Raw genomic sequence first — 25,748 nt, 5'->3', positions numbered from 1 at the left:
TACTCGGCCGAAGCTAACGTAATACCTGCAATGGCAATCGGCTAATTACAGGCAGGGGTGGACCGTGCAGACCTGGGACGACTGGCAGCACAGCTGGGACCGCCAGCAGGAGTGGTACCTGCCCGACCGCGAGGAGCGGTTCCGGGTGATGCTCGACCTCGTGGAGGCCACCGCCGGCCCCGCACCCCGTGTACTCGACCTCGCCTGCGGCACCGGCTCGATCAGCGAACGGCTGCTGGCGCGCTTCCCCGCGGCCGTCTCCACCGGAGTCGACGTCGACCCGGCGCTGCTCGCCATCGCCCGCGGCCACTTCGCCGACGAGCCGCGCCTCACCCTGGTCACCGCCGACCTCAACGACCCCGACTGGGCGCAGCAGCTGCCCGACGGCGACCCCTACGACGCGGTGCTCACCGCCACCGCACTGCACTGGCTGTCCACCGACCGGCTGCTGCGCCTCTACCGCGACCTGGTGCCGCTGATCCGCCCCGGCGGCCTCTTCCTCAACGCCGACCACATGCCGCAGACCGGCACCCCGCTGCTCAACGCCGCCCACGCCGCCTTCGAGCGCACCCGGCAGGAGCGGGAGCGCGCCGAAGGCGTCCTGGACTGGGAGGGCTGGTGGAAGGCCGCGGCCGACGAGCCGGCCCTGGCCGACGCCGTGGCCGCCCGGTTCGCGATCCACGGCAGCCACGCCGACGGCGACAGCCACCCCGCCGAGTGGCACGCCGCCCGCCTGATCGAGGCCGGCTTCCGGGAGGCCGGCCCCGCCTGGCGGTCGGTCAGCGACGCACTGGTTGCGGCGGTGCGCTGACCACCGGCAGCTCCTCCAGCGCGATCCCGAAGTGCTCGCGGTACGCGGCGAGCGCCTGCGCCTCGGACAGCTGCTCCTCGCGGCGGGAGCCGTCCGGGCCGGTGCGGATCAGCCGCGTGCCGGCGAGCGTGATCCGCCCCTCGGGCGCCAGCCGCGAGCAGGTCGTCGACCGGGTGAAGTACGAGTCCGGCGAGGTCGCCTGCCACCAGCAGGTGGGGGAGAAGTCCGCCAGCGCGTACGGGCGCAGGTCCAGCCGGTACTGCGGATCACCGTTCATCACGACGTCCAGCCCGCCGTCGCCGTGCCCGGCCAGGGTGAACTCCCCGGCCGGGTCGGCCTGCGGGCCGGTGCGGTCGAGCCGCAGCGGATCGTGGCTGAGCCGGCCGAAGCCCACGTCCGCCAGCCACGGCCCGTCCAGCTCGACCCGCAGCGCCATGTGGTCGAAGGGCGGCCCGACCCGGCCCTCCTTCCCGAACACCCGGGCCGACAGCAGCTCCACCCGGAAGCCGAGCGCCTCCAGCAGCGCGGCGAAGGCGCCGTTGAGCTCGTAGCAGAAGCCGCCGCGCCGCCGCTCCACGATCTTCGCCCACAGCGCGTCCGGCTCCAGGACGATCGGCTCGCCCAGCACCACGCTCAGGTTCTCGAACGGCACCGCGGCCAGGTGCGCCCGCTGCAGCTCGCGCAGCGCCGCGGCGTCCGCCCGCTCGGGGCGCCGCACGCCGATCCGGTCCAGGTACGCCGCCACCTGTCGCTCGTCCACTCGGATCTCCTCTTCCTCCGTACTCGGACGGTCCGTCAACGAGGCCGATCGTCGCACTCCTGACGGTCCGTCGAAAGAAAACTCCGAAAAAACGTTTGGGATTCCTGTTATCCCCTGGCGTCCCACGGATCTCCCATGTGTCGGCAAGCACCACACCCCACCGGCCGACGAGGAGAGACACATGTCACACAGGAAAGCGTCGCACCGTCGCCGCAATCGCCGTGGGCTGATGTTCACCGCAACCGCCGTCACCGCGGGACTGATCGCGGGAGCCTTCACCATCGGCTCCGTGATGGAGGGCAACAAGCCGCTCCGCACCTCGGCGGACGCGGCGATCGCCCAGGAGCTGGAGCCCTCGCCCGCCGCCGCCCCGCTGTACCAGAACGAGCCGACCCCGGTCACCTCCATACCCAAGGACGACCCGGCCCGCGGTCTCGTCTACGGCGGCCTCGTGCCCGCGGCCAGCGGTGAGCGCTGCGTCGGCAGCTACAAGGTCAACGACGAAGGCCTGTGCAGCCACGGCCCGGACGCTCCGCCGAAGGGCATCGACGTCCACAAGGACACCGCGCCCGCGGTCGCGACCACCGCCAAGCCCGCCGACCTGGCGCCGGCCGCGGCCGCCGCGCCGCCGTCCTCCGCCGAGCTGCTGAGCGACACGCCGCCGGTCCTGGACGTGCAGACCGGCAAGGCCCTCGGCGGCTCCGCCACGCCCGCCGCCGGCACCCCCTCGGCCGGAGCGGGGGCCGCGGCCGAAGGCTCCAAGGTGGTCTGCGACGGCGACGGCTCGACCGGCAACCGCGTCCAGGTGCTGTACGTCCACGCCCCGGGCAACGACCGGTTCGCCGAGTACCTCGCCTCCTTCAAGAAGTGGGCCGCGGACACCGACACCATCTACAACGCGAGCGCCCAGGAGACCGGCGGCGTCCGGCACATCCGCTTCGTCACCGAGTCCGACTGCACCGCGTCCGTGCTGAACGTCGAGCTGTCCGCCTCCTCCCTCCAGGAGTTCGGCGCCAGCAACAAGGCGCTCGCCGCACAGGGCTTCAACCGCAAGGACCGCAAGTACATGATCTTCGCCGACGCGAAGGTCTACTGCGGCATCGGCACCTTCAACGGCGACGAGCGCCCCGGCCAGGACAACCTGTCCAACTTCGGCCCCTCGTACGGCCGCACCGACAACGGCTGCTGGGGCGGCTCCACCGCGGCCCACGAGCTCGGCCACAACCTCGGCGCCGTCAACAACAGCGCCCCGCACACCAGCAAGGGCGCGCACTGCGTCGACGAGTGGGACATCATGTGCTACTCCGACTCGCCGTACTACCCCAAGATGCAGACCCTCTGCCCGAACCGCGCCGAGGACGAGCGGCTCGACTGCAACCACGACGACTACTTCAACACCAACCCGCAGCCGGGCAGCTACCTGACCACGCACTGGAACATCGCCAACAACCAGTTCCTGTTCGCGAACGGCGGCACCAACCCCAACCCCAACCCGACCAAGTCGCCCAGCCCGAGCCCGACGACGCCGAACCCGACCAAGTCGCCCAGCCCGAGCCCCAGCCCGACCGGCTCGAACCCGACGCCCAGCCCCAGCCCGACCACGACCACCGGCCCCAAGGTGACCGTCGGCCAGATCACCCCGAACTCGGCGGTGCTCAGCTGGGCCGCCGCCACCGGCGCCGCCGGCTACGAGCTGCAGCTGAACGGCCGCACCATCGCGACCGTCACCTCCACCGTCGTCCGCCTGGTCAACCTGAAGCCCGACACCGAGTACAAGATCGCCGTCGCGGTCAAGGACGCGTCCGGCAAGACCGCCAAGCCGGGCCGCACCACCGCCTTCCGCACCGCCAAGGCGGCCGGCCCCGGCCCCACCAAGCCCGGCACCCGGTACCTGATGCTCAACAGCCTCACCGGCCAGGCCGCCGACATGTGGGGCGGCTCCACCCGCGACGGCGCCGTGCTCATCGGCTACCAGCGCCACGGCTACTCCAACCAGCAGTGGCTGTTCGAGGACGCCGGTGACGGTTACCTGCAGATCCGCTCCGCCCGCTCCGACAAGTGCCTGCAGATCGGCGGCCAGGCCGTCGCCGGCCAGTACGTGATGCAGCAGCCCTGCTCCTCCGTCGACAGCCAGAAGTGGAAGGTCGACTCCGCCGGCAGCGGCTACGCGCTCACCGCCAAGGGCTCCTCGCTGGTCCTCGGCACGAGCAAGCGCTGGTACTACGGCGGCTGGCTGCTGGAACTGCAGCAGCCCAACGGCCAGTCCTACCAGAACTGGACCATCCAGCCCGCCTCCTGACGAGGCGCCCCAGGACCCGGCGGGGCGGGAACCGACCCTCCCGCCCCGCCGGCCCGACCAGGAGCCACCGCCATGCGCCTGCGCACCCTCGCCGCCGCCACCGCCCTCACCGGCCTGACCGTGCTCGGCACGGCCCAGCCCGCCGGCGCGCACGGCGACACCATCGCCTTCGCCGTCTCCGGCCTGGTCGACGGCCACATCACCGCCGTCGCCACCTGGGAGAACGACCACGACCCGGTCGACGAGAAGATCGCCGGCACGCTCAACGCCGTCGCCGCCGACGGCCGCGCCGTCGGCCCCTGGCCGCTCGTCGCCGTCGCCGGCAAGACCGGCACCTACACCACCGCCCTCCAACTTCCGCCCGGACACTGGAAGGTGACCGTCGAATCCGGCTTCCCCGCGCTCGGCCGCGGCGAGGCCGAGCTCGACGTCACCGCCGTCCCCGGCACCGCCCCCAGCAGCGGACCGGTCGCACCCGTCCCGTCCTCCACCGCCACCGGCACGCCCGCACCCGCCGCCTCCGGCAAGCAGGCCACCGAGACGGTCGAGGTCGCTGCTGCCGGCACCGACAGCGCCTGGACGGGAGTGCTCGCCGCCGCAGCCGTCGTCGCGGCGGCCGCGGCCGCCGCGATCCTGCTGCTGCGCCGCCGCCGCGCGGCACGCTGAACCGCCGCCGGGACGCCGTTGCACACGGCGTCCCGGCGACATATCGCCTCGTCGATCTGTCGACACCTGGCCACGGACGACGGGTTGTGCCGCCCCGGCCACCGCAGGCCACCATGAAGGCATGGACATCGACACGGTCGTCCGCACCCGACGTGCCCTGCACGCCGTCGCCGAGACGGTGCTCGCCGGGCCGCAGTACCGGGCCAGCGGCACCATCAGGCTGCGGGCCTACCCCGGCGGCTTCGCCACCAGCGCCGAGCCGTTCCTCCAGGTCATCGGCGGCGAACTGATGGCACCCGGACACCGGCTCGCCCTGCAGCGCACCACCTGCGCCGCCCTCGCGGCCGCCGTCGGCGTCGAGCCGGGACCACCCGAGGGCCTCTACCGCGACGGCTCCGGCGCCGCCCCCGACGACCCCGTCGACGCCGACCCGCAGGCCGCCCAGTGGATCGCCCACTGCCTGGGCGCCGGCGACACCGCCCTGCGCCGCCTCGCCCCCGGCGCGGAGCCGGTGCTCTGGCCCGAGCACTTCGACATCGGCATCACCCTGGACGAGGTCAACTACGGCGTCTCCGCCGGAGACGACTACCAGCCCGAGCCCTACGCCTACGTCGGCCCGCACACCCCGCGCAGCGGCCCGTTCTGGAACGCCCCGTTCGGCGCCGCCCGCACCGTCCGCGAACTCGGCGGCGCCGACGCCCTCACCCGCTACCTCGGGGAAGGCCGCCGGCTCGCCGAAGCCTGACCCGTCCGGACCTGCCGGCGGTAGCGGTCCAGCACGTCCTGCCGCAGCAGCGCCCCGAACCCGGCCGCCTCCAGCCGCAGCCCCAGCTGCGCCTCGGCGATGCCCAGCGCAGTTGCCGCCGAGGCCAGGTGCCAGTCGTGCGCGGCCAGCGTGTCCAGCAGGTACCCGCGGCGGACCTGCGCCTCCGAGAGCCGGAAGGTCTTCAGATAGGCGAGCCGGCCGGACTCGTCGGTGATCGTCTCACCGATGTGGTTATCCCGACCCGGACGGAACTCGGGCAGGAACCGGCCCAGCGTGAACCGGCCCATCCGGTGCACCTTCCGCATCCGCACCTCGGCGCCGAACACGGCCCCGGCCATCGTCGAGTCGTGGAACTCCGCCCACGCCCGCTCCTGCTCCCGGGCCGCCGCCCGCAGGTCGGCCAGCGAACGGATGCCCGGGCCCGGGATCTCCGCCCGGAAGTCCGGCACCGGCGCCGACAGCAGCGCGTAGTGGTGGATCAGCTCGCCGAACAGGTCGAGCACCAGCGTCGGATGCAGCGCCCGGTAGTCCTCCGGGTGCGGCACCGCGAACGCCGCGGCGAGCGCGTCCGCCACGTACAGCACCACCCCGCACTGGCCCGGGTGGATCTCGAACACCTGCAGCGCCTCCGCCAGCCCGCGGACGTGCGCACCCCGGTACGCCTCCTCCGCCCGGGGCGACAGCCCGGCCCGCACCGCCCGCTGCGACCACTCCTCCCACACCACCGTCGGCCCGCCGAAGTGCAGCGCCAGGTAGCCCTCCAGCGCCAGGTGCAGCGGCAGGAACCGCAGCCGGGTCGAGGACTCCTTCAGGGCCAGCCGGCTGTGCGACCGCACCGGCACCCTCGGCGGCACCTGCTCGCCCAGCGAGGTGCCGTACGCGGCCGCCGAACCGTCGGACGTCCAGTCCGCGACGAAGCCGTGCGGCACGTACGCCGTGTACCGCTCGCCCTGCCCCAGGTTCACCGAGGCGTGCGTGTCGCCGTACAACCGGCGGTGCAGCCGCAGGTCGGTGATCGGTTCCTCGCGCACCAGCGGCACCAGTCGCACGCCGCCCCACACCTGGGCCGGCCGGGTGGCCAGTCCGGCCGGGTCCAGCACGGTCGGGTCCGACGCGGTCATCGCAGCTCCCCTTCCTGTCGCGGCAGCGTGCCGTTCGCGGCCCGGTCGCCGCCCGTGCTCCGGTGGTCGCCCGTGCTCCGGTCGTCGCCGGCCAGGAACGCCTCCGTCCGGGCGGCCAGGTGCGCGGTCAGCTCGGCCAGGCCCGTCCGGCCCTCGGCGAAGCGGGCGATCCCGACCAGCGGCGCCAGGTCCTCGGCGTCCCGGATGCCCGCGGTCGGGACACCCGGCGCGAGCCGGCGCACGTCGAAGCCGTCCGCGTCGTACACCGGATTGAGGTGCACGATCCGGGTCGCGCCCGCCGGGTCCAGTCGGGTGCGCCACACCCGCAGCACCTCGGCGGCCAGACCGGGCGGCGCGTTGTCCCAGCCGTCCGACACGATCACCAGCCGCTCCGGCGCGGTCTCCAGCGCGTCCACGATCCGCCGCCCCAGCGGCGTCGGCCCGGACGGCCGGACCATCAGCGCGTCCCGGCGGCCCGAGGTCCACAGCGCCGTGTACTCGCCGGCCAGCGCGGCCAGCAGGTGGTGGCAGGCCAGCGCCACCGCCAGCGGACGGCGCCGCTTCTGCCCGGAGCCGTACGAGGAGAAGCTGTCGTCGAGCACCGCTGCGACCCGGCCCCAGGTGCCCCGCTCCGCACCGGCGGTGCGCCGGGCAGCCGCCTCCAGGGCCGCCGTCAGCTCGGCGCGCCGCTCGGCCCGCTCGGCGAGCGGCAGCCCCAGCACGTAGGAGGCCAGTCTGGTCAGCGGCATCCGGCCCAGGTCGGCCCGTACGGCCGACGCCCCCGCCTCCCGCGCGGTCTCCTGCAGCCGCAGCAGCTCCAGCCGGGTCATCCGCGGCGCGATCCGCTCCAGGAAGGCCGCCCGCGGAATGCCGTGCTTCGCCGCGAAACCCTCGGCGACCGTGTACGGCAGCTCGTACACCGCCGACTTCTCGTAGTGGGCCCGCCGCCAGGTGTCCAGCAGCGGCTCCTCGAACGAGCGCCCGCGGTGCCCGCCGCCGCCGAACGCGAAGTCACCCAGTTCCGGTACGGCCGGCACCAGGTGCGCATGGCGCAGCGCGGTACGGAAACCGCCCCGGTACTTCACCGCGTCCAGCACCGGATCGGGCCGCGCCGCCATCCAGTCGCGGATCAGCGCCCGCGTCCGCCGGTTGTTCACCCTCGCCCGGCGCAGCTCGCCGAACAGCCGGTACACCCGCTGCGGCGGCAGCAGCGCCAGCCGCCGCGCGATCAGCCGGCCCTCGGTGCGGCGCTGCTCCCCGGTGGCCTCCCGCGAGCTCTCCAGCAGTCGGCGCACGATCAGCGCGGCATTGTGGTCGTTGATGTCCAGGGCCAGTACCGCGGCGTACAGCTCGCGGTAGTTGCCCAGCATGTACGCGTGCAGGAAGTCCAGCGAGAGGCGCTGCTCGGCCGCGTCCGCGTGGAACTCGCGCTGGCCGGTCGCCGTCACGGCCGCGTTCACGAACAGCAGCACGTCCTCGGCGGCGACCAGATCGCCCAGGGTCTCCATGGCTCGCCCCCCCATCGGTGTGGATGCCGGCCGGGGAATGGGGGCACGAACTGCGAATCATCGCTGTAGAGGCGCCTTCCGGAAGTCGCACCGGAGTCCCGCGGCCGGCCGGACGACGCTACCAGAGCATCCGCCGCTGCTCAGCGGCATTTCCGCCGGTGCTCCGCGCCCGCGGTGCCGGGCTCTTGCTGACGGATCGTCAACACGTCGTGCGAGCAGTATTGACGGTGTACAGCCACGGATCTACAACGAAGGGAGCTCCCCTCCCGGTGCCCCCGACCGGTCCGGAGCAGTGAACGTGCGTCTTCTCGAACCCCTCACCGTGGAAGAGGCCCTCCCATGCGTCCGTCCAGCTGCCTGGCCCTGATCACCGCCGCCGCCGCCATCGCCGTCGGCGCCCTCCCCGCCTCCGCCGCACCCGCCGTGCCCGGCTCGCCGACTGCCGCCGTGCCCGTCCTGACCGCCGGCGGACCTGACGGCGCCGCGGTCGCCGCGGGCGACGTGCTCGCGGCACCGCTCACCGCGGGCACCCGCGCCACCTTCTACTCGACCGCGACCAGCACCACCGGAGTCACCTGCGGAGCCTCGCAGTTCACCGCCACCGTGCTCACCAACCCCGACGCACCCGGCACCGCCACCGAGTCCCTGACCGGAATGGCCTTCAGCTCCTGCACCAGCAACGTCACCGGCGTCACCGCAGTGAAGAGCCTCACCGTCGGGAACCTCCCCTACACCGTCTCGGTCGCCGACTCCGCCGGACTCCCCGTCGCCCTCACCGCCGGCCCGACCGGACCGATCGAGGCCACCGCCGTGCTGAGCACCTGGTTCGGCACCCTGACCTGCACCTACCGGCTCAGCGGCGACTTCACCGGAAGCGCCGACAACACCGCCCACAGCCTCTCCTTCCGCAACGAACACTTCGCCAAGAGCAGCGGTTCGAGCCTGTGTCCCGCCGACGGCTACTTCTCCGCCGCCTACGGACCCGTCACCGACACCAGCCGGACGGGCAACCCGCCCGTGCACATCAACTGACCCCGCCCCCGGGCGGAACGGCGACCCCGCGGCCACCCGCCCGGGGTCGCCGAGCGCTCCGGCCGGCAGCGCGCAGTCGTCGCGGCGATCCGGGACACCGTGGCCCGCCGCGGCTACCCGCCGTCGATGCGGGAACTCGGCGAGGCCGTCGGACCGAGCAGCACCTCCTCGGTCGCGCACCGGATCCGCCGACCCGAGGCCAAGGGAGTCCTCTACCAGGACCCGCGGCGCCCCGTGCCTACCGCGTCCGCCAGGACAGCGCGGCCGAACCCCGGACCAGGCCGACCGGCACCCTCGACGTCCCGCTCGTCGGCCGGATCACCGCCGGCGTACCCATCCCCGCCGACCAGGACATCGAGGACGTGCTGCCGCTGCCCCGGCAACTCGTCGGCAACGGCGAGGTGTTCGCCCTCGCCGTCCGGGGCGACTCGATGACCGGCGCAGCCATCCGCGACGGCGACCTGGTCGCGGTCCGCCGCCGGCCCGTCGCCGCCATGATCGACGGCGAGGCCACCGTCAAACGCCTCAAGTCCGACGGCCCCCGCACCTGGCTGATCGCCCACCACCCCGCCTACGACCCCATCCCCGCCGAGAACGCCACCATCCTCGGCCGCGTCGTCGCCGTCCTCCGCCGCCTGTAATCCCGACCCACCAGTACAGGTCAACCCCTCAGGGGCGCGGGGAACTGCGCAACGGGGGAGCGGCCGACCGGCCAGGTCCGGGTCGGCCCTGACGGACGGCCCCCGCATTTCAGTCCGCGGAGCCGTTGCGGCCGCCCGCGCGGCCCGTCCAGGTCGGCTCGACCACCGCCCAGTCGGTCTGCCACTCCTCCTCGGCCCGCCGCTGGAGCCGGCTGCGCCGCACGCTGTACGCCACCGAGCAGGCCAGCGCCACACCCGCCCAGCCGCCCAGCACGATGAACCCGGTGGTCGCCACGATGTCCGAGGTGGACCGCGGTCCTGCCGCCGCCCGGCCCGCATCGTCCACCCACACCAGCACCTTCGATCCCGGCGAGGCGGTACTCGGCACCGCCGTCTCGTCGGTCACCGTGTGTCCGGCCGGGTACGTCCAGGTCGCCTGCGCCCGGTACCCGCCCGCCGGGGCACCCGAGGCGGTCAGGTCCGCCTGCTGCGGCTCGGTCCGCACCACCGCCGGTACCCGGTGCAGCTTGGCGGCCGCCCGGGCCGCGTCACCCTGCGCCGACCAGTACAGCAGCAGTGCCGCCGCGCCCGCGCCGACCGCCGTCACGACCATGGCGAGCCACGCCGCCAGCAGGGCCCGGCTCCGGGACCGGTCCACCGGCCGCCACAGTGGTCCGGCGTCCGCGCCTACCGCAAGCCGCAGATGCACCACCAGTCGCCGCCACCGGGAACGCCCGCGGCGGCCGGGGAAGTGGGTGCGCATGGTACGCCTCCTCCTGCCGCCGGCTTCGGACTCAAGCGTCTCTCCAACCGGCCCCACCGGCACCCCGCCACGCTCGGTGGCCGCCCTCGCCGCCCCGGACGGCGCACCCGTCCCGTCCCGGACCCGTTTCGGCACGGCGGCTGCGGTACCTGCCCGGACCGGCCGCGGTGCATGCTGGAGACGGAAGCCGCACCGTGTCCGCCGCCCGGCCGATCCGCCGGGAGGCCGTGCCGACGGGAGGCCACAGCCGATGGCTGCCGCACCAGGGACGACCACCGGGACCACCACCGCCTGGGTCGTCGACCACCCCGCCCCGGCCGCCGAACGCCCGCTGCGCCGGGTGGAACGGCCGCTGGAACCGCTCGGCCCGCGGGGCCTGCTGCTCGAGGTCCGGGCCTGCGGCGTCTGCCGCACCGACCTGCACCTCGCCGAGGGCGACCTCCCGCCGCGCCTGCCCGGCTGCCCGCCCGGCCACGAGATCGTCGGACGGGTGCTGCGCGCCGGCCCGCAGGCCGCCGGGTTCACCGAGGGTGACCGGGTCGGCGCCGCCTGGCTGGCCGGCACCTGCGGGGTCTGCCGGTACTGCCTGGCCGGCCGCGAGAACCTCTGCCCGGACTCCCGCTACACCGGCTGGGACGTCCCCGGCGGCTACGCCGGCCACGCCGTCGTCGACGCCGACTACGCCTACCGCCTCCCCGAGGGCCCGCCCGACGAGGAACTCGCCCCGCTGCTGTGCGCGGGCATCATCGGGTACCGCGCCCTGGAGCGGGCCGAACTCCCGCCCGGCGGCCGCCTCGGCCTGTACGGCTTCGGGGCGTCCGCGCACCTGACCGCCCAGCTCGCCCTGGCCCGCGGCGCCCGCGTCCACGTCCTGACCCGCTCCGACGAGGCCCGCCGGCTCGCCCAGGACCTCGGTGCCGCCTCCGCCCGCGGCGCGTACGACAGCCCGCCCGAGCCGCTCGACTCCGCCATCCTGTTCGCCCCGGTCGGCGACCTCGTCCCGGTCGCCCTCGCCGCCCTCGACCGCGGCGGCACCCTGGCGATCGCGGGCATCCACCTCACCGACATCCCCCGCCTCGACTACCGCCAGTACCTCTTCCAGGAGCGCACGCTGCGCAGCGTCACCGCCAACACCCGCGCCGACGGCCGCGCCTACCTCGCCGAGACCGCCGCGCGCCCGCCCACCGTGCACGTCCGCCGCTACCCGATGAGCCGTGCCCCCGAAGCCCTCGCCGACCTGGCCGCCGACCGCATCACGGGCGTCGCCGTCCTGCTGCCCGACTGACGCCCGCGGGAGCCGTCCCGTCCGGTGCCGGAACGGAATCGTCCGCATCCAAACAGGTCCTTGGCCCCTACCGCGCGGGGGCGGGGTCGGGCAAGGATCGGGGCACAGACAGCAGGGAGGCGGTCATGGGACACCGTGCGGTGGAGTCGGTGATGACGCGGCATGTCGTCCGGGTCGCGCCGGAGACCGGGTTCCGGGAGATCGTGGCGGTGCTGGCCGAGTTCGACATCACGGCCGTGCCGGTGGTGGACTCCGCCGACCGGCCGGTGGGCATCGTGTCCGAGGCGGACCTGCTGCGCACCCTGGCCGCCCAGGACGACGACGACCCGCCCGCGTCCGGCACGGCGGAGGCCTGGTCCGCCGAGGGCCCCGCCGGGGCGGACGGTGCCGCGGTCACCGCCGGGGAGCTGATGTCCGGCCCGGTGGTGTGCACCACCCCGGGGGCGAGCGTGGTGGCGGCGGCCCGGCTGATGACCGGGCACCGGGTGAAGCGGCTGCCGGTGGTGGACGAGGACGGCCGCCTGGTGGGCATGGTCAGCCGCGGCGACCTGCTGCGGGTGTTCCTGCGCGAGGACCGGCTGATCCACCGGGAGATCGTCGAGGAGGTGCTCGGCCGGGTCGACGGGGTGAGTCCGGCCCGGGTGGGCGTGGAGGTCGTGCAGGGACGGGTCGTCCTCAGCGGTGTCATCGAACCGCCCCTGCTGGCGCCGCTGGTGGTGCGGCTCTGCCGCTCGGTCGACGGCGTGGTGTCGGTGACCGACCGCACGGAGGCCGCCGTACCCGCGTCCTGAACCGGTCCGCGGCCTGAACCGGCCCAGGTCCTGAACCGGCTCGCGCACTGCCCGGTGCCACCCGGCCCCGTGCCCGGGAGTCACCCGGCGAGCACCGACACCAGTGCCGTCGCGAACACCACCGTGACCCACGTCCACAGCACCGACAGCCCGACGTGCGCGGTGGTGCGCAACCGGTCGCCCCGCCACAGCTTCGGCGAGAACACCGCGAACTCGAACACCCACCGGATGCCCCAGAACAGCGTCTGGCCGGCGAGCAGCGCGGTGCCGAGCCGCCCGCCGGCCAGCAGCTCGGGCGCCAGGAACATCGGCAACAGACCGAGCAGCACACAGGTCAGCCCGACGAAGAACAGGTGCGCACCGGCGACCTGGCGGGTCAGCAGGCTGGTGCCGGCCAGGTCCGTCGGCCAGCCGATCAGCCGCGGCAGCACCAGGTGCACCGCACCCATGGCGACCAGTGCGAGACCCACCAGCCGCAACTGGCCCTCCATGCCGAGAAGTTCACCCACCGTCCGCCACCTCCGGGCGGGCGAGGGCGAACGCCGTCACCAGGCCGCCGATCCGCCGCTCGCCGACGCTCCGCAGACCGGCCCCGGCCGCCAGCCGCAGCCACTCCCGCCGCGGGAGGAAGTGCCAGGCACCGGGGCCGTACACCGCCGTGTTGGCCGCGTCCCGCAGGTGCTCCACCAGGACCAGCCGACCGCCCGGCCGCAGCACCCGGACGCACTCCGCGAAGAGCGCCTCCCGGTCGGCGGCCCGCCGCAGCTCGTGCGCGGCGAACACCGCGAAGACCGTGTCCGCGGACCCGGACGCCGCCGGCAGCCGGTCCGGCCGCCCCGCCACCGTGCCCGCGACCGGCGGCACACGCCGCCGCGCCCGCCGGATCGACCCCTCCGTCATCAGCACCGGGTCGTACAGGTCCACCACGCGCCGGGCCGCGTCCGGCCGCCGGGCCGCCAGCGGACGGCTCGCCTCGTCCAGCCCGGAGGAGACCACGACATGGTCGCCGGGACCGTCGGGCAGCAGGTCGTCCAGCCAGTCGAAGGAGTGCAGGCCGGAGCGGTCGTAGACCCACCAGCTCGCGGCGGTGCTGCTCACCAGCAGCGCCGCCGCGGCCGAAGCGCCCGCCCGCGCCGCGACCGCGACCGGGCCCGGAAGTCGCCGGGCGAGCACCCAACCCGCCCCGGCGGCCAGGCAACCCGCCGCGTACATCGGCCAGTTGTAGCGGAGAACGTCCCGCACACCGGAGGGCCGCGGCGGGCGCCGCGCCGTGGTCGGCGTCCCGGCCCGCCTCACAGCTGCGCCCCGTCCTCGCCGCGCCGCTGACCGGCCTCCCAGCCGTACTCGAGGCCGGCGACGTGGAAGGCGTTGGCGAGCACCGGCTCGGCGCCGGCGAACGGGCCGTGCTCGAAGAAGGTCGGCCGCTGCACCAGCTCCACCGCGACGGGGGTGGGCTCCCACCGGGTCCGGACGGCCTTGACGACGATCATCGACCGGGTCTGCGGCTCGTACTCGAAGGTGTAGGGCAGCGGGCCGGCGAACCTCCGGGCGTCCCGCGCCGTGGCGAACGGGCTGCCCGCGGGGAGGGCGGCCGGCACCCCGGACAGGTCCGCGCGGACGTGCAGGTCGGCACGGCCGTCCCGGCTGACGACCTTGAACTCGAGGGCGTCGCCGACCACCCGGCTGCCGATCCGGGCGAGCCGGTAGTGGTAGCGGGAGAACACATTGCCGCCGAGCGCCATCACCCGGCTGTCGGTGTCGCTGCGCAGGATCTTCAGCCCCCGCATGGTCCGCCCGCCCGGGGTGGGGAAGCGGGTGAAGATCCGGTACCCGGTGAGCATGCGGTCGACGCCGAGCCCGGCCGGCAGCAGGGCGGGCCGCAGGTCACGGGTGTCGACCAGGGCGGCCGCCACGAAGGCGTGCTCGGTGCCCGACGGGTCGGTGTACGTGTCGAGGGCCAGCCCGGGCGGCAGCAGCGGCCGGAGCAGGTCCGGCGGCAGCGCGTACGTCAGCACCAGCGAGTGGGCGAAGCGGGTCCGCATGGGGAAGGGGTGGCGCTGCAGCAGATGCCTCATCGGGTGCTCCCGTCGGCCGTCCCGGTGCGGACCACCCGCACGGTGCCCCAGATCATCGAGCGGTCCTCGGCGGCCTGCCCCGGGCCGGCCGGGCCCGGCTCGCGGAGGCTGCGCAGCACCGCGGTGCCGCCGGGCCGCACCGCGCGTTCCACCGCGGCACGCAGCCGGCGGGCGAAGGCCGGCCCGGGTCCGTCCAGGACGTTGGAGAGCGTCACCGCGTCGTACGAGCCCGCCGCGGAGCGCTCCAGGTGTTCCAGGACCTCGCCGAGCACCAGCCGGACGGTGTTGCCGCCGGTGTCCAACACCGCTGCGGAACCGGGGCGTTCGCGGCCGAGCAGCAGCCGCCAGGCCCAGTCGTTCGCGGCGTTCGGGTGGCGGGACACCGTCCGTGCGAGCCGGTGCAGCAGCACGGTGTCGAAGCTGCGCGGGACGGCGCAGCGGAAGCCCGGGCGCAGCACGGTGGCGAGGGCCCCGGCGGGGCGCAGCCCGGCGCCGGCGAGCAGGCGCAGGCCGGGGCCGTCGAGCACGGAGTCCCAGTGGCGGCGCTGCTCGGCGGGGTCGTCGAGGCGCAGGAAGCGTTCCAGGGCGTCCGGCCGCCAGGCGGGCAGCAGGGCGCCCGCGGTGCGGCGGCCGACGGCCGTGAGGCGCTCGGCCGTTCCGGTCAGGGCGGGTGCGCCGCCCTCCAGCCGGGCGCGGGCGTAGGCGAGCTGGACGGGGTTGAGGTCGAGTGCGGTGACCTCGTGGCCGGCCGCGGCGAGGGCGGCGGCGGTGTCGCCGGCGGAGGCGATGCACAGCACCCGGGCCCCGGGCGGGAAGGCGACGAGCTCCACGGCCGGGTCCTCGTACATCCGCCCGAACAGGATGCGGGGCTGCCCGGCCGGCCCGGCGAGCAGACGGCCTGCGCTCCAGGGGGTGCCGGTGCGGGGGGTCGCGGTGGGGCGGGCGGCGTCCCCCGGGTCGGTGGTGCGCGTGTCGGCTGCGTGCAGGAGCCTCATGCGGTCGCCACCGCCTCCCGTGCGGCGGCCGGCGCCGGGCGTGCTCCGGCGCTCCGGCCGGCGACCAGCCAGATCAGGGCGAGGAAGGCGACGTCCTGCACGACCAGCCGCCCGGGCTCGGGGATGTGCTCGGCCCCGAACAGCAGCCCGCCCGTGTTGAAGCCCGCGACCAGGGCGGTCTGCACCGCGGCGGCGGCGTACGGGCGGCGCCGGGTGAGCACCCAGACGCCGAGCGCGACCTCGGCGAGGCCGATGGCGGCCAGCAGCGGGGTGACCGCGCCGGCGGGCAGCAGCGGAACGCCCTCGACGATGGCGCGCTGGTCCGCCCGGCCGGGGAAGACCTTGCACCAGAAGCCCTCGTACCACCACATCAGCGCGACCGCGGCGGCCGCGAGACGCCTGCTCCACGTGTCGGACACGTGCCCCCCTCTCGTCCGGCGCCGGGCGTGCAGGAGCACGGCGGCGCCCGGCCCCGGATGCTCCCGGACCTTGTGACAGCATCATGGCGGAGAATTTGAACGCGTTCAACTGTGGCTGTGAGGCCTGGCCCGGCCGGTCGGCTGGAGGTTCCTCCAACTGTGGTCGGCGGCCGGTCGCGGTGGCTTGTGTGGATCTTCAAGGTTTCCGGGTGAGCTGGCTTTGCCCCCGGGGTATCGATGAACATTGACGGTTGGGTGCGGGGCGCCCGAGAGGCCCCGCGGCCGAGCCGCAACCGCGCCCGAGGTGTACCTTCCGCCCAGCCAGAGAGCCCTTCCATGCGTTTCCTGAATGACCTCAAGCCCGCGTACGACCTCACGTACGACGATGTCTTCATGGTCCCCAGCCGCTCCGCGGTGGGCTCCCGGCAGGGTGTCGACCTCTCCTCCCACGACGGCACCGGCACCACCATCCCGCTGGTCGTCGCCAACATGACGGCCATTGCCGGACGCCGGATGGCCGAGACCGTGGCCCGCCGCGGCGGCCTCGTCGCCATCCCGCAGGACATCCCGATCGAGGTCGTCTCCGAGGTGATCGGCTGGGTCAAGCGCCGCCACCTGGTGCACGACACCGCCCTCACCCTCAGCCCCGGCGACACCGTCGCCGACGCGCTGTCGCTGCTGCCCAAGCGCGCGCACGGTGCCCTCGTCGTGGTCGAGGACGGCCGACCGGTCGGCGTCGTCACCGAGGGCGACTGCCACGGCGTCGACCGCTTCACCAGCCTCGCCGACGTGATGTCCCGCGAACTGCTGCTGCTCGACGAGGGCATCGACCCGCGCGCCGCCTTCGAGAAGCTCAACGAGGGGCACCGCAAGCTCGCCCCCGTGGTCGCCGCCGACGGCACCCTGGTCGGCATCCTCACCCGCCGCAACGCGCTGCGCGCAACCCTCTACACCCCGGCCGTCGACACGAACGGCAAGCTGCGGATCGCCGCCACCGTCGGCATCAACGGCGATGTGGCCGGCCGTGCCAAGGCCCTGCTGGAGGCCGGCGCCGACGTGCTCGTCGTCGACACCGCGCACGGCCACCAGGAGTCGATGATCAGCGCTCTGCAGGCCGTCCGCGGCCTGGACCCGCAGGTGCCGATCGTGGCGGGCAACGTGGTCTCCGCCGCCGGTGTGCGCGACCTGGTCGAGGCCGGCGCGGACATCCTCAAGGTCGGTGTCGGCCCCGGCGCGATGTGCACCACCCGCATGATGACCGGTGTGGGCCGCCCGCAGTTCTCGGCCGTCCTCGAGTGCGCCGAGGAGGCGCGCCGCCTCGGCAAGCACGTCTGGGCGGACGGCGGTGTCCGGCACCCGCGCGACGTCGCCATGGCGCTCGCCGCCGGTGCCTCCAACGTGATGATCGGCTCGTGGTTCGCCGGCACCTACGAGTCGCCCGGCGACCTCCAGACCACCGCCGACGGCCGCCAGTACAAGGAGAGCTTCGGCATGGCCTCGGCGCGCGCCGTCCGCAACCGGACGGCCGACGAGTCCGCCTACGACCGCGCCCGCAAGGCCCTGTTCGAGGAGGGCATCTCCACCTCGCGGATGTTCCTCGACCCGGCCCGCCCGGGCGTCGAGGACCTCATCGACTCGATCGTGGCGGGCGTCCGCAGCTCCTGCACCTACGCCGGCGCCTCCACGCTGGAGGAGTTCCACGAGAAGGCGATCATCGGCGTTCAGAGCGCGGCCGGCTACGCCGAGGGCAAGCCGCTGCACTCCAGCTGGTAACGGTGGCCGTGGTTACCGCAAGCCGGGCGTGACGCCAGCCGGGCCGGCGCCGCCCGGTGGTGATGGCGACAGCCGGTCGTGATGGCGGCTGGGCTTGCGACAGCCGGTCGTGATGGCAGCTCGGTGTGACGATCCTGCGTCCGGCCGCACCGAGGGTGCGGCCGGACGTGGCGTTCTCAAGGGCCGTGTGCAACTGATCGGGCGGCGGGGTCGGTCGTTGCGCGCCAGCGTCCGGTCGCCGGTCAGTCCACCGGGGTGAGCAGGGCCCGGCTGACCATCCCGACCGAACGGGAGAGGGCGCAGGCGACCCCGTCCTCCACCACCGGTGCGTGCCGCAGTTCCCACAGCGCGAGCACGCTGGCCCAGGCCGCGTCCCGGGCCCGGTCGATGCTCCACACCCCGACCACGTGCAGCAGCCGGTCGGCGGCGTGCACCGTGTCGGGGCAGGGCAGCAGTTCCTCCCGTACCTCGGCCTCCACCTGTGCCAGCACGTCGTTGATCCGGTGGTAGTCGGCGCGGACGTCCTCCGGCTCGTGACCGAGCAGCCGGCACGTGTCCAGCACCGACAGCGGCAGGTCGTGCTCGATGTGGGCGTTCATCCCCGCCAGCGCGAACTGGAGCGGGTGGATGCCCGTCCGGCCGCGCAGTTCGAACAGCGGCCGCCAGCAGTGCGGCGGTCGCCGGCCGCTCGCGGCTGCCTCCACCGCTTCCAGGTAGCGGGCGGCGAAGACCGCATCCAGTTCGGCCATCCCCGCCGGATCGGCGAAGTAGGTGTCGGCGAGTCGCTCGGCGACCAGCCGGGTCACCCGCAGGTACATGCTGTTGAAGACCTCGACGCCGTCCCCGTCGGGGAGCGTCGTCTGCAACCGCTCCATCCGGTCGATCACCTGGTCGACCGTCAGGGCCTCGCTGATCGTCATGGTGTGTGCGCAGCCTTCCGCATCGGACCGGGAGGATCATCTGGGCGGATCGTCTGATGTTAGGTCAGTGTGCGACGTATGCCCAGAAGCCGCGCTCGGCGCGTCCTGCGCGCTGGGTCCCGGGGTCACGCGCCTGGTCCGGGGGTGCGGCGTGCCGAGGACGGCGAGGTCGGGCAGGCGCCGGGGAACGGCGATGCCGCCCGACCCGCACAGCCGCAGGGCCGCCTGTGGTGCGCCGAGGCGACGGTCGTACTCGGTGCGGGCGAAGCACACCGCAGCACCTGCCGGGTGTCTCCCGACGGACGCGGCTGAGGTCCAGGTCCGGCGCAGCGGCCGGACAGGGTGCCAGGCGAAGCATTTTCTCGGGCCTCCGCGTCGGCAGCCTTGCCGCTGCGTATCGCTGCTGCTCGCGTACCTGTCGCCAGCCCGCAGCGTCGGTGTCCGGCCCGCCGTGCCCGGAGCCCTCGCCCGCAGCCCACGCTCGAAGCTCACGCTCGGAGGAGCACCCGGGACAGGCCACGGCGGCCGAACGTTCCGCAACCCCGATGCCGAACGCCCATCGCCGCATGCCACCGTCCAAGCTTCACCGCCCAACATTCACCGCCCTACGACCGTGGCCGTAGGCCCAAGGACCCCGGGGCACCCGGGCCGGCGGCCGATCCGGCCGGGCCTGGTGCGGGGCGAGAGTGAAGCCATGGACACCGCCGCTGCGCCGACAGCCACCACCGGCACCCCGCAGACCCAGCCCGCCCAGCCCGTCGCCGTCGTCACCGGAGCCTCTCGTGGCCTCGGCCTGGAACTCGCCCGTGCGCTCGCCCGGGACGGTTGGCAGCTGGTGATCACCGCCCGCAACGCCGCCGAGCTCGCCGCCGCCGAGTCCGAACTCGCCGCCGTCACCAAGGTCGCCGCCCCGGCCGGCTCCGTCGTGGACGACGACCACCGCGAGCTCCTCGCCGAGGCTGCAGCCGCGCTCGGCGGCGCCTCGCTCCTGGTCAACAACGCCTCCACTCTCACCGGTTACGACCTGGCGGGCGCCCCGCTGCCGACCCTCGCGGACTTCCCGCTCCCCGGGCTGCTGGAGACCTTCGAGGTCAACGTCCTCGGCCCGATCGCGCTCACACAACTGCTCCTGCCGCAGCTGCGTGCCCACCACGGCGCCGTGCTCAACATCAGCTCCGACGCCGCCGTCGAGGCCTACGCCGGCTGGGGCGGATACGGCGCGTCCAAGGCCGCCCTGGACCACGCCTCGGCAGTGCTCGGGGCAGAGGAACCCGACATCGCCGTCTGGGCTGTCGACCCCGGCGACATGCGCACCCGGATGCATCAGGAGGCTTTCCCCGGCGAGGACATCTCCGACCGGCCGCTGCCCGCCACCGTCGTCCCGGCACTGCTCGGCCTGCTCCGCGACAGGCCGGCCGGCGGTCGCTACCGGGCCGCAGACCTGCCGGCAGAGCCGTCCGCCGCCGCACCCGGCGACCGGGCGGAGACGCCCGCAGACGCCACCACGGTTTCGGCCGACGCCGCCCCGGACCCGGCCGGTGAGTGAGATGACGACCGCCGTGGACACCGGCTACGACTTCACCGTCCCGCCCGAACTCTCCGCCCGCGCCCCCGCCGAGGCGCGCGGACTGGGCCGCGACGGCGTCCGCCTCCTGGTCGGCCGACGGCAGGGCACCACCGCCTCCCACCACCGCTTCACCGACCTGCCCGACCTCCTGAACCCCGGCGACCTGCTGGTCGTCAACAACTCCGCCACCCTGCCCGCTGCACTCAACGGCACCCTCCGCGACGGCACGTCCGTCGTCCTGCACCTGTCCTCCGCACAGCCCGACCCGCGAGGCCACCACCTCGTCGAACTGCGTCGGCCCACCGAGGGCGCCACCGCCCCTTGGGCGCCCGGCACCTCGCCCGCCGGCCCCGGACTGCGGATCGCTCTCCCCGGCGGCGCAATTGCCGAACTCACCGAGCCCTTCACCCCGCGCCTCTGGCACGCCGAACTCACCCTGCCCGGCGAACTCACCGGCTACCTCGCCCGCTACGGGCGCGCCATCCGGTACAGCTACGTCGACCGGGACTGGCCGATCGAGGCCTACCAGACGGTCTTCGCGGCGGTGCCCGGCAGCAGCGAAATGCCCAGCGCGGCACGCCCGTTCACCACCGACACGGTGGCCCGCCTGGTCTCCCGCGGCATCCTGATCGCCCCGATCACCCTGCACACCGGGGTTGCCTCCCCGGAGGCGCACGAGGCCCCGTACGCCGAGCGGTTCAGCATCCCGGAAGCCACCGCCCGCCTGGTCGAGCACGTCCGCTCGGACGGCGGCCGGGTGATCGCCGTCGGCACCACGGCCGTCCGCGCACTCGAATCCGCCACCGGCCCGGACGGGCGCGTCCGTGCCGCCGACGGCTGGACCGACCTGGTCATCACCCCGGAGCGCGGCGTCCGCACCGTCGACGGCCTGCTCACCGGCCTGCACGAACCCCTCGCGTCCCACCTGCTCATGCTGGAAGCCGTCGCAGGCCGCCCCCTGCTGGCCCGGTGCTACGCCGAAGCCCTCGAACACCGCTACCTGTGGCACGAGTTCGGCGACGTCAACCTGCTGCTGGCCCGGTGACCCGGACGCCCGGCGAACAGCCCCGGGCGACGCCGGCCTTCGGCACGGCCCCGACGGCAGCGTGCATTCCTCCAGTACCCGGGTCATCGGCCCGACCTCCTCACGGTCGCCGTCCGGTGTGCGTCGTCACGGCCAGGTGGGCACCGGCGACCTCCCTGCGGACGGTAGACCCGCACCCGGGTGCCGGGCGCAACCCGGCGTCGGCCTGTGGAAAACCTCGCGCCCCTCCTGAGTTGTCCACAGGCAGCCGTCGTGGTCGTACCGGGCCACTACGGTGTCGCTCGACCGCCACCGGATCGAGCAGATTGCGAGCCCCGGACATGAACAGCCACGCCCTCGAGACGCTCCGCACCAGCCCCGACCTGGCCGAACTCGCCGCGTACCCCTTCAACGTCGACCTCGACCGGGCCGACCACCTGGAGGCCGTCCACCTGGCCTCCGGCGTCCCGACCGAGGCGTGGGCCGGCGACGACACCGGCGGTACGTACTTCCACTGCGAAGGCGGTCAGGTGCTCTACGCCTCCTCCGACGGCTCGGCAGGGCTGATCGGCGACAGCATCGACGAGGCGCTCGAAACGCTGATCGGCCTGCCCTGCTGGCACGACCTGCTGCACCACATCCCGCCGGACGCCGACGACGACACGCTCACCGCAGCCGTCACCGAGGCCGAGGAGGAGCTCTCCGAGTTCTACGGCCCCGAACTCGATGCGGACCGCAGCCGGCTCCTCGCCGCCCTCGGTCTGCGCGAGCTGCCGGCGCCCGTTCTCGTCCGCCGCCTGCACCGCGCCCTGCTGCGCACCGAGCCCGACTTCCTGCTGCTGAACTCGCAGGAAGGCCTGGCCCACGGGCTGCTGGACGGCCTGCCGCGTCCGCCGCTGTGGCAGACCGTCCTCGCCCCGGGCCAGGCCGACCTCGCGGCGCTGCGCGCCGATCGGACACTGATTGCCACGGTTGCCGCTGATCCTGCAAGGCGAGAAGGCGTCCTGTGGGCCGCCCGGTACGACCTGAACCCGGACGACACGTCGATGCTGCGCGCACTGCTGGGGGAGAGCCCCCGGCCCGAGCACGAGCACGAGCCCGGGTGCGAGCCTGAGTACGAGCCCGTGTACGAGGCTGCCCAGGACGGCCGGGAGCCGTCCGCCGAGCCTCCGTTGACCTGGGCCGCACTGGCCCGACGTCAGGGCCGCACCGAGCTCGCCCGTGCCGCGCTGATCCGCCTGCTCGACGACGCAGGTCCGCGCGACGCATCGCTGCTGGACGGACTCGTGGTTGAGTTCGCGGCACTCGGCGATCATCCGCAGGCCGCCCGGGCGCGGTGGCTCTTCGCCTCGCTCCAGGACGATCCCGGGCAACGGGCTGCCGCACTGACCGACCTGGCGGCCCACCAGCGGCGTGCGGGCGACACCGACGCAGCGGCACGGACTCTGAAGCAGGCCGAAGCACTGACCGGAAGTGAGGCGATGCACGACTGCTGAGCCATCGCCCCTACCCATTGCCCCCACTGAGCCGCCGCCCCTGCTGAGGCACTGCCCTGCCGCACCACGGCCGTGTCCTGCTTCCCTGCGCCGCCGCGTTCCGCCTCCCGGCGCCGAGCCCCAGGGCCGAAGCTCCCGCCCCTGCGTGCGTCAGCTCCTGGCCCGCCACAACGGGTACGGGAGGCCGGCGAGGCGGTTGACCGCCAGGCCCTAGAGGACGAGGAGCACCACGGCGAGCATCACCACCGCCAGTTGGGCGGGGGTGCGCAGCAGGCCCATGGCGACGATGAGGGTGGTGGCTGCGGCCGGCGGGCGGGCGGTGCCGAGCAGCGGCATCAGCCCGCAGGCCAGACCCAGGGCGATCGCGGCGGCGGCCAGTCGTGCCCAGGTGATGTCGGTGAGGTCCGGCAGCACGTCCAGCAGCCCGGTGGCGGCGAGCGCCACGAAGCCCGGACAGGGCGCCGATGAGGTGCCCGTACACCGTGTTGCGCGGCGAGGCGGTCGGCGCGAGCGGTGTGTAGAAGAGCAGGAACGCGGTCGGCCCGAGGGAGGGGAACAGGAAGGGTTCGTGGGTGAAGTGGGCGACAAGGGCCATGACGGCGACGGACAGGAAGGAGTTGACCGCCGAGTAGCAGGCTTTGACGAGGCTGGGTCGTGGGTCTCGATGAGCTGGGGGAGGGCGAAGCGGTCCTGCAGCCGCTTGATCCGGTTCACTCGGATTCGGCAGGCACCGTGACGAGCGGGCAGATGGCACGGCGCAGCAGCCCGTGCGGGACGGAGCCGAGACGCAGCCCGGTGAAGCCGCCGTGGCCGCGCCGGCCGACGATCAGTGCCAGCGCGTGCTCGGAGGCCTTGGCGAGCTCCTCCACGGGGTGCCCGGTGACCACGTGGTGGGTGACCCGGACGTCCGGGTGAAGGGCGGTGCGCCCGGCAGTGGCCGCGTGGAGCTGCCGCCGGATCTCCTGCAGGGCGGTCTCCTTGTCGATCGGCAGGATGGTGGGCGCGTGCCACACCCAGACGGCGTGCAGTTCGGCGCCGCGCCGCTCGGCGGAGTCGAAGGCGTGGTCGATGGCGGCCGCGGAGCCGCCGCTGCCGTCGACGCCGACCACCAGGAAGAGCGGGTCCTGGGCGGTGTGCTCCGTTTCGCGGACGACCACGACCGGACAGGTGGCCTGGGCGGTGACCGGCACGGTGACCGAGTAGGTGCTCAGAATCTCCTCGAGCCGGGAGAGCCCGCGCGAGCCCAGCACGATCATCTCGGCGTTGGCGGCACGGCGGCACAGCACCTGTCCGGGCTGGCCGTCGGCGAGGACGACGCTGACGTCGAGCCCCGAGTACCGCTCCTCGATCGCCAGCCGGGCCTCGCCGAGTGCAGCCTCGCCGGCCTCGTGGAGGGCCACCCGGTACTGGCCCTCGTCGAAGCCGCGCACGTTCCGACCGGTCGGCGGGACCGCGTGCACCAGCCGCAGCGGCAGGCCCCGGCGGACGGCCTCGTCGGCGGCCCAGGCGAGCGCCGGTGAGGCGGGGGCGTCCGCGTCGACGCCGACCACGATCGGGCGGCTTCCGACGGGTGACGTCATGGCTCCTCCAGGGGCGCCCCGAGCAGGAACTTCGGCGGGCGGCCCGGCGCCTGGCCCCGCCGTGCGGCGTGCCGACATGCGGCGACGGGAAGGGGCTACCCGCTTCTCGCGGATCCTGATTGCGCGGTGCACGGTTTTGGCCGCTACCCCGCGTCTTCCTGGGGCCCTTCCCGTCCCTTCCAGGACACCACCACCTCAGGGATTGCGCACGCCGCCACGCCCTGTCACCGCCGATCGGCCACGCCCTGTCACCGGCGAACGGGCAGCGGCTAGCCTGTCGGCATGGACGAGGAGCCGATGGGCCGGGGCAACCCCGCCGAGGCCAGCCGCGCCGCGGAGGAGCAGGGCGGGGAGCCGGCCTGCCTGCTGGCGATGCTCTGCCCGTCCTGCGACGCGGTGCTGGAGGCTCGGCGACCTGAGCGGTGCCCGCGCTGCGGCGCCGACCTGAACGAATAGGGCAGCCGCCCTGCGCGAACAGGACGGCACCCGACCTGCGCCGCAGACCCTTGCCCGAGCACACACCCGGGCAGGCCGGCCCCCGGCCCGCCCGGTTACTGCTCGTCGGCCCCGAGCTCCTGCAGGAACTCCTCGACGGCCCGGAGGAATGCCCCCGGCTGATCCATGTTCGGGAAGTGGGCGGCGTTCTCGAGGGCCGTGATCCGGCCGTCGGGGACGGCGCGGGCCAGGTTCTCCGCGACGGCGATGAGGTCGGGCGAATCCAGGGCGCCGTTCAGGGCCAGCACCGGGACGGGGATCTCCTTGGCGCGCGCCGCCGTGTCGGGCACGGCCACGGTGTGGTCCTGCTCGTCCGGGGTGTGCTTGGAGAGGGTGCGCCAGGCCATCGCCTTCACCCGGCGCACGACGTCCGGGTCGACGTCCTCGATGGCGCGGTGCGGCCCGGCCGCGATGAGCGCGAAGCAGTCCACCCAGCCGGGGATGTCGCCGGCAGCCATCGACGCGGCCTTCGCCGCCTCCAGCTCCAGCAGCCAGGGGTCGTGGAACTCGGGCAGTCCGGTGCCGCCGCCGCTGACCACCACGGCGCTCACCAGGTCGGGGTGCTCCAGGGCGGTGTCGACCGCGATGTTCGCCCCCATCGACACGCCGACCAGGACGGCCGGTCCGGTGCCGAGGTGGCGGAGCAGGTCGGCGAGGTCGTCGGTCTGCCGGAAGGGCTTGCTCGCATTGGCGGACCAGCCGTGGCCGCGGGCGTCCGGCGTGATCACGCGGTGGTGGCGGGCGAGGGCGGGCACCAGCTCGTCGAACATCGTGTGGTCGGTCAAGCCGGCGTGCAGCAGGACGACCGGTCGGCCGGTGCCGGTCTCGCGGTAGGCGAGGAGACCGTCGGCAGAAGCAAAGGTGGTGATACCCGAGGCGTCAGTCATGACAACCAAGGTGCCATATTCTTCAAGATGTGACAACTGGGTTGTCATCTTTCGCTGTGAGATGGCACCCGAGG

25 protein-coding genes and 2 pseudogenes are annotated in these 25,748 nt (G+C 74.2%); 13 read left to right on the top strand and 14 right to left on the bottom strand.

Features of this window, described 5'->3' with window-relative positions:
* The first annotated feature begins 64 nt into the window (after positions 1-64).
* Complete coding sequence (locus tag AB0M03_RS17980; protein ID WP_363492500.1) at positions 65-811, top strand: class I SAM-dependent methyltransferase; 747 nt, start codon at positions 65-67, stop codon at positions 809-811.
* On the opposite strand, the gene AB0M03_RS17975 is transcribed toward AB0M03_RS17980, so the two are convergent.
* On the bottom strand, positions 780-1,571 hold the full coding sequence (locus AB0M03_RS17975) for an arylamine N-acetyltransferase (RefSeq protein ID WP_363492499.1): 792 nt from the start codon (positions 1,569-1,571) through the stop codon (positions 780-782). The two genes, AB0M03_RS17980 and AB0M03_RS17975, sit on opposite strands and share 32 nt — an antisense overlap.
* Before the next feature lie 229 nt (positions 1,572-1,800).
* On the opposite strand from AB0M03_RS17975, the gene AB0M03_RS17970 reads away from it, so the two are divergent.
* The 3 genes from AB0M03_RS17970 (at position 1,801) to AB0M03_RS17960 (ending at position 5,281) form a co-directional block, all read left to right on the top strand.
* Complete coding sequence (locus AB0M03_RS17970) at positions 1,801-3,870, top strand: RICIN domain-containing protein (RefSeq protein ID WP_363492498.1); 2,070 nt, start codon at positions 1,801-1,803, stop codon at positions 3,868-3,870.
* A gap of 72 nt (positions 3,871-3,942) precedes the next feature.
* A complete protein-coding gene (locus AB0M03_RS17965) occupies positions 3,943-4,536 on the top strand; it encodes a hypothetical protein (protein ID WP_363492497.1) in 594 nt (197 codons plus the stop codon).
* A gap of 121 nt (positions 4,537-4,657) precedes the next feature.
* The gene (locus tag AB0M03_RS17960) at positions 4,658-5,281 is read left to right on the top strand and encodes a hypothetical protein (protein WP_363492496.1); all 624 of its coding nucleotides are present in this window, start codon (positions 4,658-4,660) and stop codon (positions 5,279-5,281) included.
* Here the strand turns inward: AB0M03_RS17960 and AB0M03_RS17955 are convergent.
* Together AB0M03_RS17955 and AB0M03_RS17950 are read right to left on the bottom strand one after the other, a co-directional pair.
* Positions 5,245-6,423, bottom strand: coding sequence for a hypothetical protein (locus tag AB0M03_RS17955; RefSeq protein WP_363492495.1), 1,179 nt, complete (start codon positions 6,421-6,423; stop codon positions 5,245-5,247). The genes AB0M03_RS17960 and AB0M03_RS17955 overlap by 37 nt on opposite strands.
* The gene (locus AB0M03_RS17950) at positions 6,420-7,931 is read right to left on the bottom strand and encodes a hypothetical protein (RefSeq protein WP_363492494.1); all 1,512 of its coding nucleotides are present in this window, start codon (positions 7,929-7,931) and stop codon (positions 6,420-6,422) included. Before AB0M03_RS17950 ends, AB0M03_RS17955 begins: the two co-directional genes overlap by 4 nt.
* Positions 7,932-8,270: 339 nt before the next feature.
* Here AB0M03_RS17950 and AB0M03_RS17945 point away from each other — a divergent pair, with 339 nt between their 5' ends.
* Both AB0M03_RS17945 and lexA read left to right on the top strand, forming a co-directional pair.
* On the top strand, positions 8,271-8,963 hold the full coding sequence (locus AB0M03_RS17945; RefSeq protein ID WP_363492493.1) for a Tat pathway signal sequence domain protein: 693 nt from the start codon (positions 8,271-8,273) through the stop codon (positions 8,961-8,963).
* A gap of 30 nt (positions 8,964-8,993) precedes the next feature.
* Positions 8,994-9,604, top strand: a pseudogene (gene lexA, locus AB0M03_RS17940) (transcriptional repressor LexA); the annotation flags it as partial.
* A gap of 109 nt (positions 9,605-9,713) precedes the next feature.
* On the opposite strand, the gene AB0M03_RS17935 reads toward lexA, so the two are convergent.
* Positions 9,714-10,367: a hypothetical protein gene (locus AB0M03_RS17935; protein WP_363492492.1), complete on the bottom strand. Its 654-nt coding sequence runs from the start codon at positions 10,365-10,367 to the stop codon at positions 9,714-9,716.
* 250 nt (positions 10,368-10,617) lie between these two features.
* On the opposite strand from AB0M03_RS17935, the gene AB0M03_RS17930 reads away from it, so the two are divergent.
* Both AB0M03_RS17930 and AB0M03_RS17925 read left to right on the top strand, forming a co-directional pair.
* The gene (locus AB0M03_RS17930; RefSeq protein WP_363492491.1) at positions 10,618-11,652 is read left to right on the top strand and encodes a zinc-dependent alcohol dehydrogenase family protein; all 1,035 of its coding nucleotides are present in this window, start codon (positions 10,618-10,620) and stop codon (positions 11,650-11,652) included.
* 125 nt (positions 11,653-11,777) lie between these two features.
* Positions 11,778-12,443: a CBS domain-containing protein gene (locus AB0M03_RS17925; RefSeq protein WP_363492490.1), complete on the top strand. Its 666-nt coding sequence runs from the start codon at positions 11,778-11,780 to the stop codon at positions 12,441-12,443.
* 80 nt (positions 12,444-12,523) lie between these two features.
* Here AB0M03_RS17925 and AB0M03_RS17920 read toward each other — a convergent pair whose 3' ends face one another.
* The 5 genes from AB0M03_RS17920 to AB0M03_RS17900 are packed head-to-tail and all read right to left on the bottom strand — an operon-like array spanning position 12,524 to position 15,932.
* A complete protein-coding gene (locus tag AB0M03_RS17920; protein WP_363492489.1) occupies positions 12,524-12,952 on the bottom strand; it encodes a hypothetical protein in 429 nt (142 codons plus the stop codon).
* Positions 12,945-13,685, bottom strand: coding sequence for a methyltransferase domain-containing protein (locus AB0M03_RS17915; protein WP_363492488.1), 741 nt, complete (start codon positions 13,683-13,685; stop codon positions 12,945-12,947). Before AB0M03_RS17915 ends, AB0M03_RS17920 begins: the two co-directional genes overlap by 8 nt.
* Before the next feature lie 50 nt (positions 13,686-13,735).
* Complete coding sequence (locus AB0M03_RS17910; RefSeq protein ID WP_363492487.1) at positions 13,736-14,518, bottom strand: DUF2071 domain-containing protein; 783 nt, start codon at positions 14,516-14,518, stop codon at positions 13,736-13,738.
* A complete protein-coding gene (locus AB0M03_RS17905) occupies positions 14,515-15,513 on the bottom strand; it encodes a DUF3419 family protein (protein WP_363492486.1) in 999 nt (332 codons plus the stop codon). Before AB0M03_RS17905 ends, AB0M03_RS17910 begins: the two co-directional genes overlap by 4 nt.
* Entirely contained in the window at positions 15,510-15,932 is a 423-nt protein-coding gene (locus tag AB0M03_RS17900; protein WP_363492485.1) for a DoxX-like family protein, read from the bottom strand. Before AB0M03_RS17900 ends, AB0M03_RS17905 begins: the two co-directional genes overlap by 4 nt.
* Before the next feature lie 336 nt (positions 15,933-16,268).
* Between AB0M03_RS17900 and AB0M03_RS17895 the strand changes: the two genes are divergently transcribed.
* Positions 16,269-17,705, top strand: coding sequence for a GuaB1 family IMP dehydrogenase-related protein (locus tag AB0M03_RS17895; protein ID WP_363492484.1), 1,437 nt, complete (start codon positions 16,269-16,271; stop codon positions 17,703-17,705).
* Positions 17,706-17,947: 242 nt separating this feature from the next.
* Here AB0M03_RS17895 and AB0M03_RS17890 read toward each other — a convergent pair whose 3' ends face one another.
* Positions 17,948-18,625, bottom strand: a complete 678-nt coding sequence (locus tag AB0M03_RS17890; protein ID WP_363492483.1) for a DUF5995 family protein — start codon at positions 18,623-18,625, stop codon at positions 17,948-17,950.
* 694 nt (positions 18,626-19,319) lie between these two features.
* Here AB0M03_RS17890 and AB0M03_RS17885 point away from each other — a divergent pair.
* From AB0M03_RS17885 to AB0M03_RS17875, 3 genes are all read left to right on the top strand, one after another.
* Positions 19,320-20,171: an SDR family oxidoreductase gene (locus AB0M03_RS17885; protein ID WP_363492482.1), complete on the top strand. Its 852-nt coding sequence runs from the start codon at positions 19,320-19,322 to the stop codon at positions 20,169-20,171.
* A gap of 1 nt (position 20,172) precedes the next feature.
* Positions 20,173-21,237: an S-adenosylmethionine:tRNA ribosyltransferase-isomerase gene (locus AB0M03_RS17880; RefSeq protein ID WP_363492481.1), complete on the top strand. Its 1,065-nt coding sequence runs from the start codon at positions 20,173-20,175 to the stop codon at positions 21,235-21,237.
* 320 nt (positions 21,238-21,557) lie between these two features.
* The gene (locus tag AB0M03_RS17875) at positions 21,558-22,712 is read left to right on the top strand and encodes a hypothetical protein (RefSeq protein ID WP_363492479.1); all 1,155 of its coding nucleotides are present in this window, start codon (positions 21,558-21,560) and stop codon (positions 22,710-22,712) included.
* Positions 22,713-22,922: 210 nt separating this feature from the next.
* Here the strand turns inward: AB0M03_RS17875 and AB0M03_RS17870 are convergent, their stop codons facing one another.
* The 3 genes and pseudogenes from AB0M03_RS17870 to AB0M03_RS17860 form a co-directional block, all read right to left on the bottom strand.
* On the bottom strand, positions 22,923-23,156 hold the full coding sequence (locus AB0M03_RS17870) for a hypothetical protein (protein WP_363492518.1): 234 nt from the start codon (positions 23,154-23,156) through the stop codon (positions 22,923-22,925).
* Between the two features lie 13 nt (positions 23,157-23,169).
* A pseudogene (locus AB0M03_RS17865) lies at positions 23,170-23,307 on the bottom strand (HPP family protein); the annotation flags it as partial.
* A 115-nt stretch (positions 23,308-23,422) separates the two neighbouring features.
* Positions 23,423-24,292, bottom strand: a complete 870-nt coding sequence (locus AB0M03_RS17860; protein ID WP_363492478.1) for a universal stress protein — start codon at positions 24,290-24,292, stop codon at positions 23,423-23,425.
* Between the two features lie 282 nt (positions 24,293-24,574).
* Between AB0M03_RS17860 and AB0M03_RS17855 the strand changes: the two genes are divergently transcribed.
* Positions 24,575-24,748, top strand: a complete 174-nt coding sequence (locus AB0M03_RS17855; protein ID WP_363492477.1) for a hypothetical protein — start codon at positions 24,575-24,577, stop codon at positions 24,746-24,748.
* A 95-nt stretch (positions 24,749-24,843) separates the two neighbouring features.
* Here AB0M03_RS17855 and AB0M03_RS17850 read toward each other — a convergent pair whose 3' ends face one another.
* Positions 24,844-25,674: an alpha/beta hydrolase gene (locus tag AB0M03_RS17850; protein WP_363492476.1), complete on the bottom strand. Its 831-nt coding sequence runs from the start codon at positions 25,672-25,674 to the stop codon at positions 24,844-24,846.
* Between the last annotated feature and the right edge of the window lie 74 nt (positions 25,675-25,748).

It is taken from the genome of Kitasatospora sp. NPDC051914, assembly GCF_040680995.1.
Lineage (GTDB): Bacteria > Actinomycetota > Actinomycetes > Streptomycetales > Streptomycetaceae > Kitasatospora.
The sequence above is the reverse complement of the archived record's forward strand: the minus strand, read 5'-3'. Positions and strand labels throughout refer to the sequence as shown.

Coding starts and splice junctions, on each gene's coding strand:
- AB0M03_RS17970 (WP_363492498.1), top strand. CDS start 1,801: ATGTTCACCGCAACCGCCGTCACCGCGGGACTGATCGCGGGAGCCTTC.
- AB0M03_RS17965 (WP_363492497.1), top strand. CDS start 3,943: ATGCGCCTGCGCACCCTCGCCGCCGCCACCGCCCTCACCGGCCTGACC.
- AB0M03_RS17960 (WP_363492496.1), top strand. CDS start 4,658: ATGGACATCGACACGGTCGTCCGCACCCGACGTGCCCTGCACGCCGTC.
- AB0M03_RS17955 (WP_363492495.1), bottom strand. CDS start 6,423: ATGACCGCGTCGGACCCGACCGTGCTGGACCCGGCCGGACTGGCCACC.
- AB0M03_RS17950 (WP_363492494.1), bottom strand. CDS start 7,931: ATGGAGACCCTGGGCGATCTGGTCGCCGCCGAGGACGTGCTGCTGTTC.
- AB0M03_RS17945 (WP_363492493.1), top strand. CDS start 8,271: ATGCGTCCGTCCAGCTGCCTGGCCCTGATCACCGCCGCCGCCGCCATC.
- AB0M03_RS17935 (WP_363492492.1), bottom strand. CDS start 10,367: ATGCGCACCCACTTCCCCGGCCGCCGCGGGCGTTCCCGGTGGCGGCGA.
- AB0M03_RS17930 (WP_363492491.1), top strand. CDS start 10,618: ATGGCTGCCGCACCAGGGACGACCACCGGGACCACCACCGCCTGGGTC.
- AB0M03_RS17925 (WP_363492490.1), top strand. CDS start 11,778: ATGGGACACCGTGCGGTGGAGTCGGTGATGACGCGGCATGTCGTCCGG.
- AB0M03_RS17910 (WP_363492487.1), bottom strand. CDS start 14,518: ATGAGGCATCTGCTGCAGCGCCACCCCTTCCCCATGCGGACCCGCTTC.
- AB0M03_RS17905 (WP_363492486.1), bottom strand. CDS start 15,513: ATGAGGCTCCTGCACGCAGCCGACACGCGCACCACCGACCCGGGGGAC.
- AB0M03_RS17895 (WP_363492484.1), top strand. CDS start 16,269: ATGCGTTTCCTGAATGACCTCAAGCCCGCGTACGACCTCACGTACGAC.
- AB0M03_RS17890 (WP_363492483.1), bottom strand. CDS start 18,625: ATGACGATCAGCGAGGCCCTGACGGTCGACCAGGTGATCGACCGGATG.
- AB0M03_RS17885 (WP_363492482.1), top strand. CDS start 19,320: ATGGACACCGCCGCTGCGCCGACAGCCACCACCGGCACCCCGCAGACC.
- AB0M03_RS17880 (WP_363492481.1), top strand. CDS start 20,173: ATGACGACCGCCGTGGACACCGGCTACGACTTCACCGTCCCGCCCGAA.
- AB0M03_RS17875 (WP_363492479.1), top strand. CDS start 21,558: ATGAACAGCCACGCCCTCGAGACGCTCCGCACCAGCCCCGACCTGGCC.
- AB0M03_RS17860 (WP_363492478.1), bottom strand. CDS start 24,292: ATGACGTCACCCGTCGGAAGCCGCCCGATCGTGGTCGGCGTCGACGCG.
- AB0M03_RS17855 (WP_363492477.1), top strand. CDS start 24,575: ATGGACGAGGAGCCGATGGGCCGGGGCAACCCCGCCGAGGCCAGCCGC.
- AB0M03_RS17850 (WP_363492476.1), bottom strand. CDS start 25,674: ATGACTGACGCCTCGGGTATCACCACCTTTGCTTCTGCCGACGGTCTC.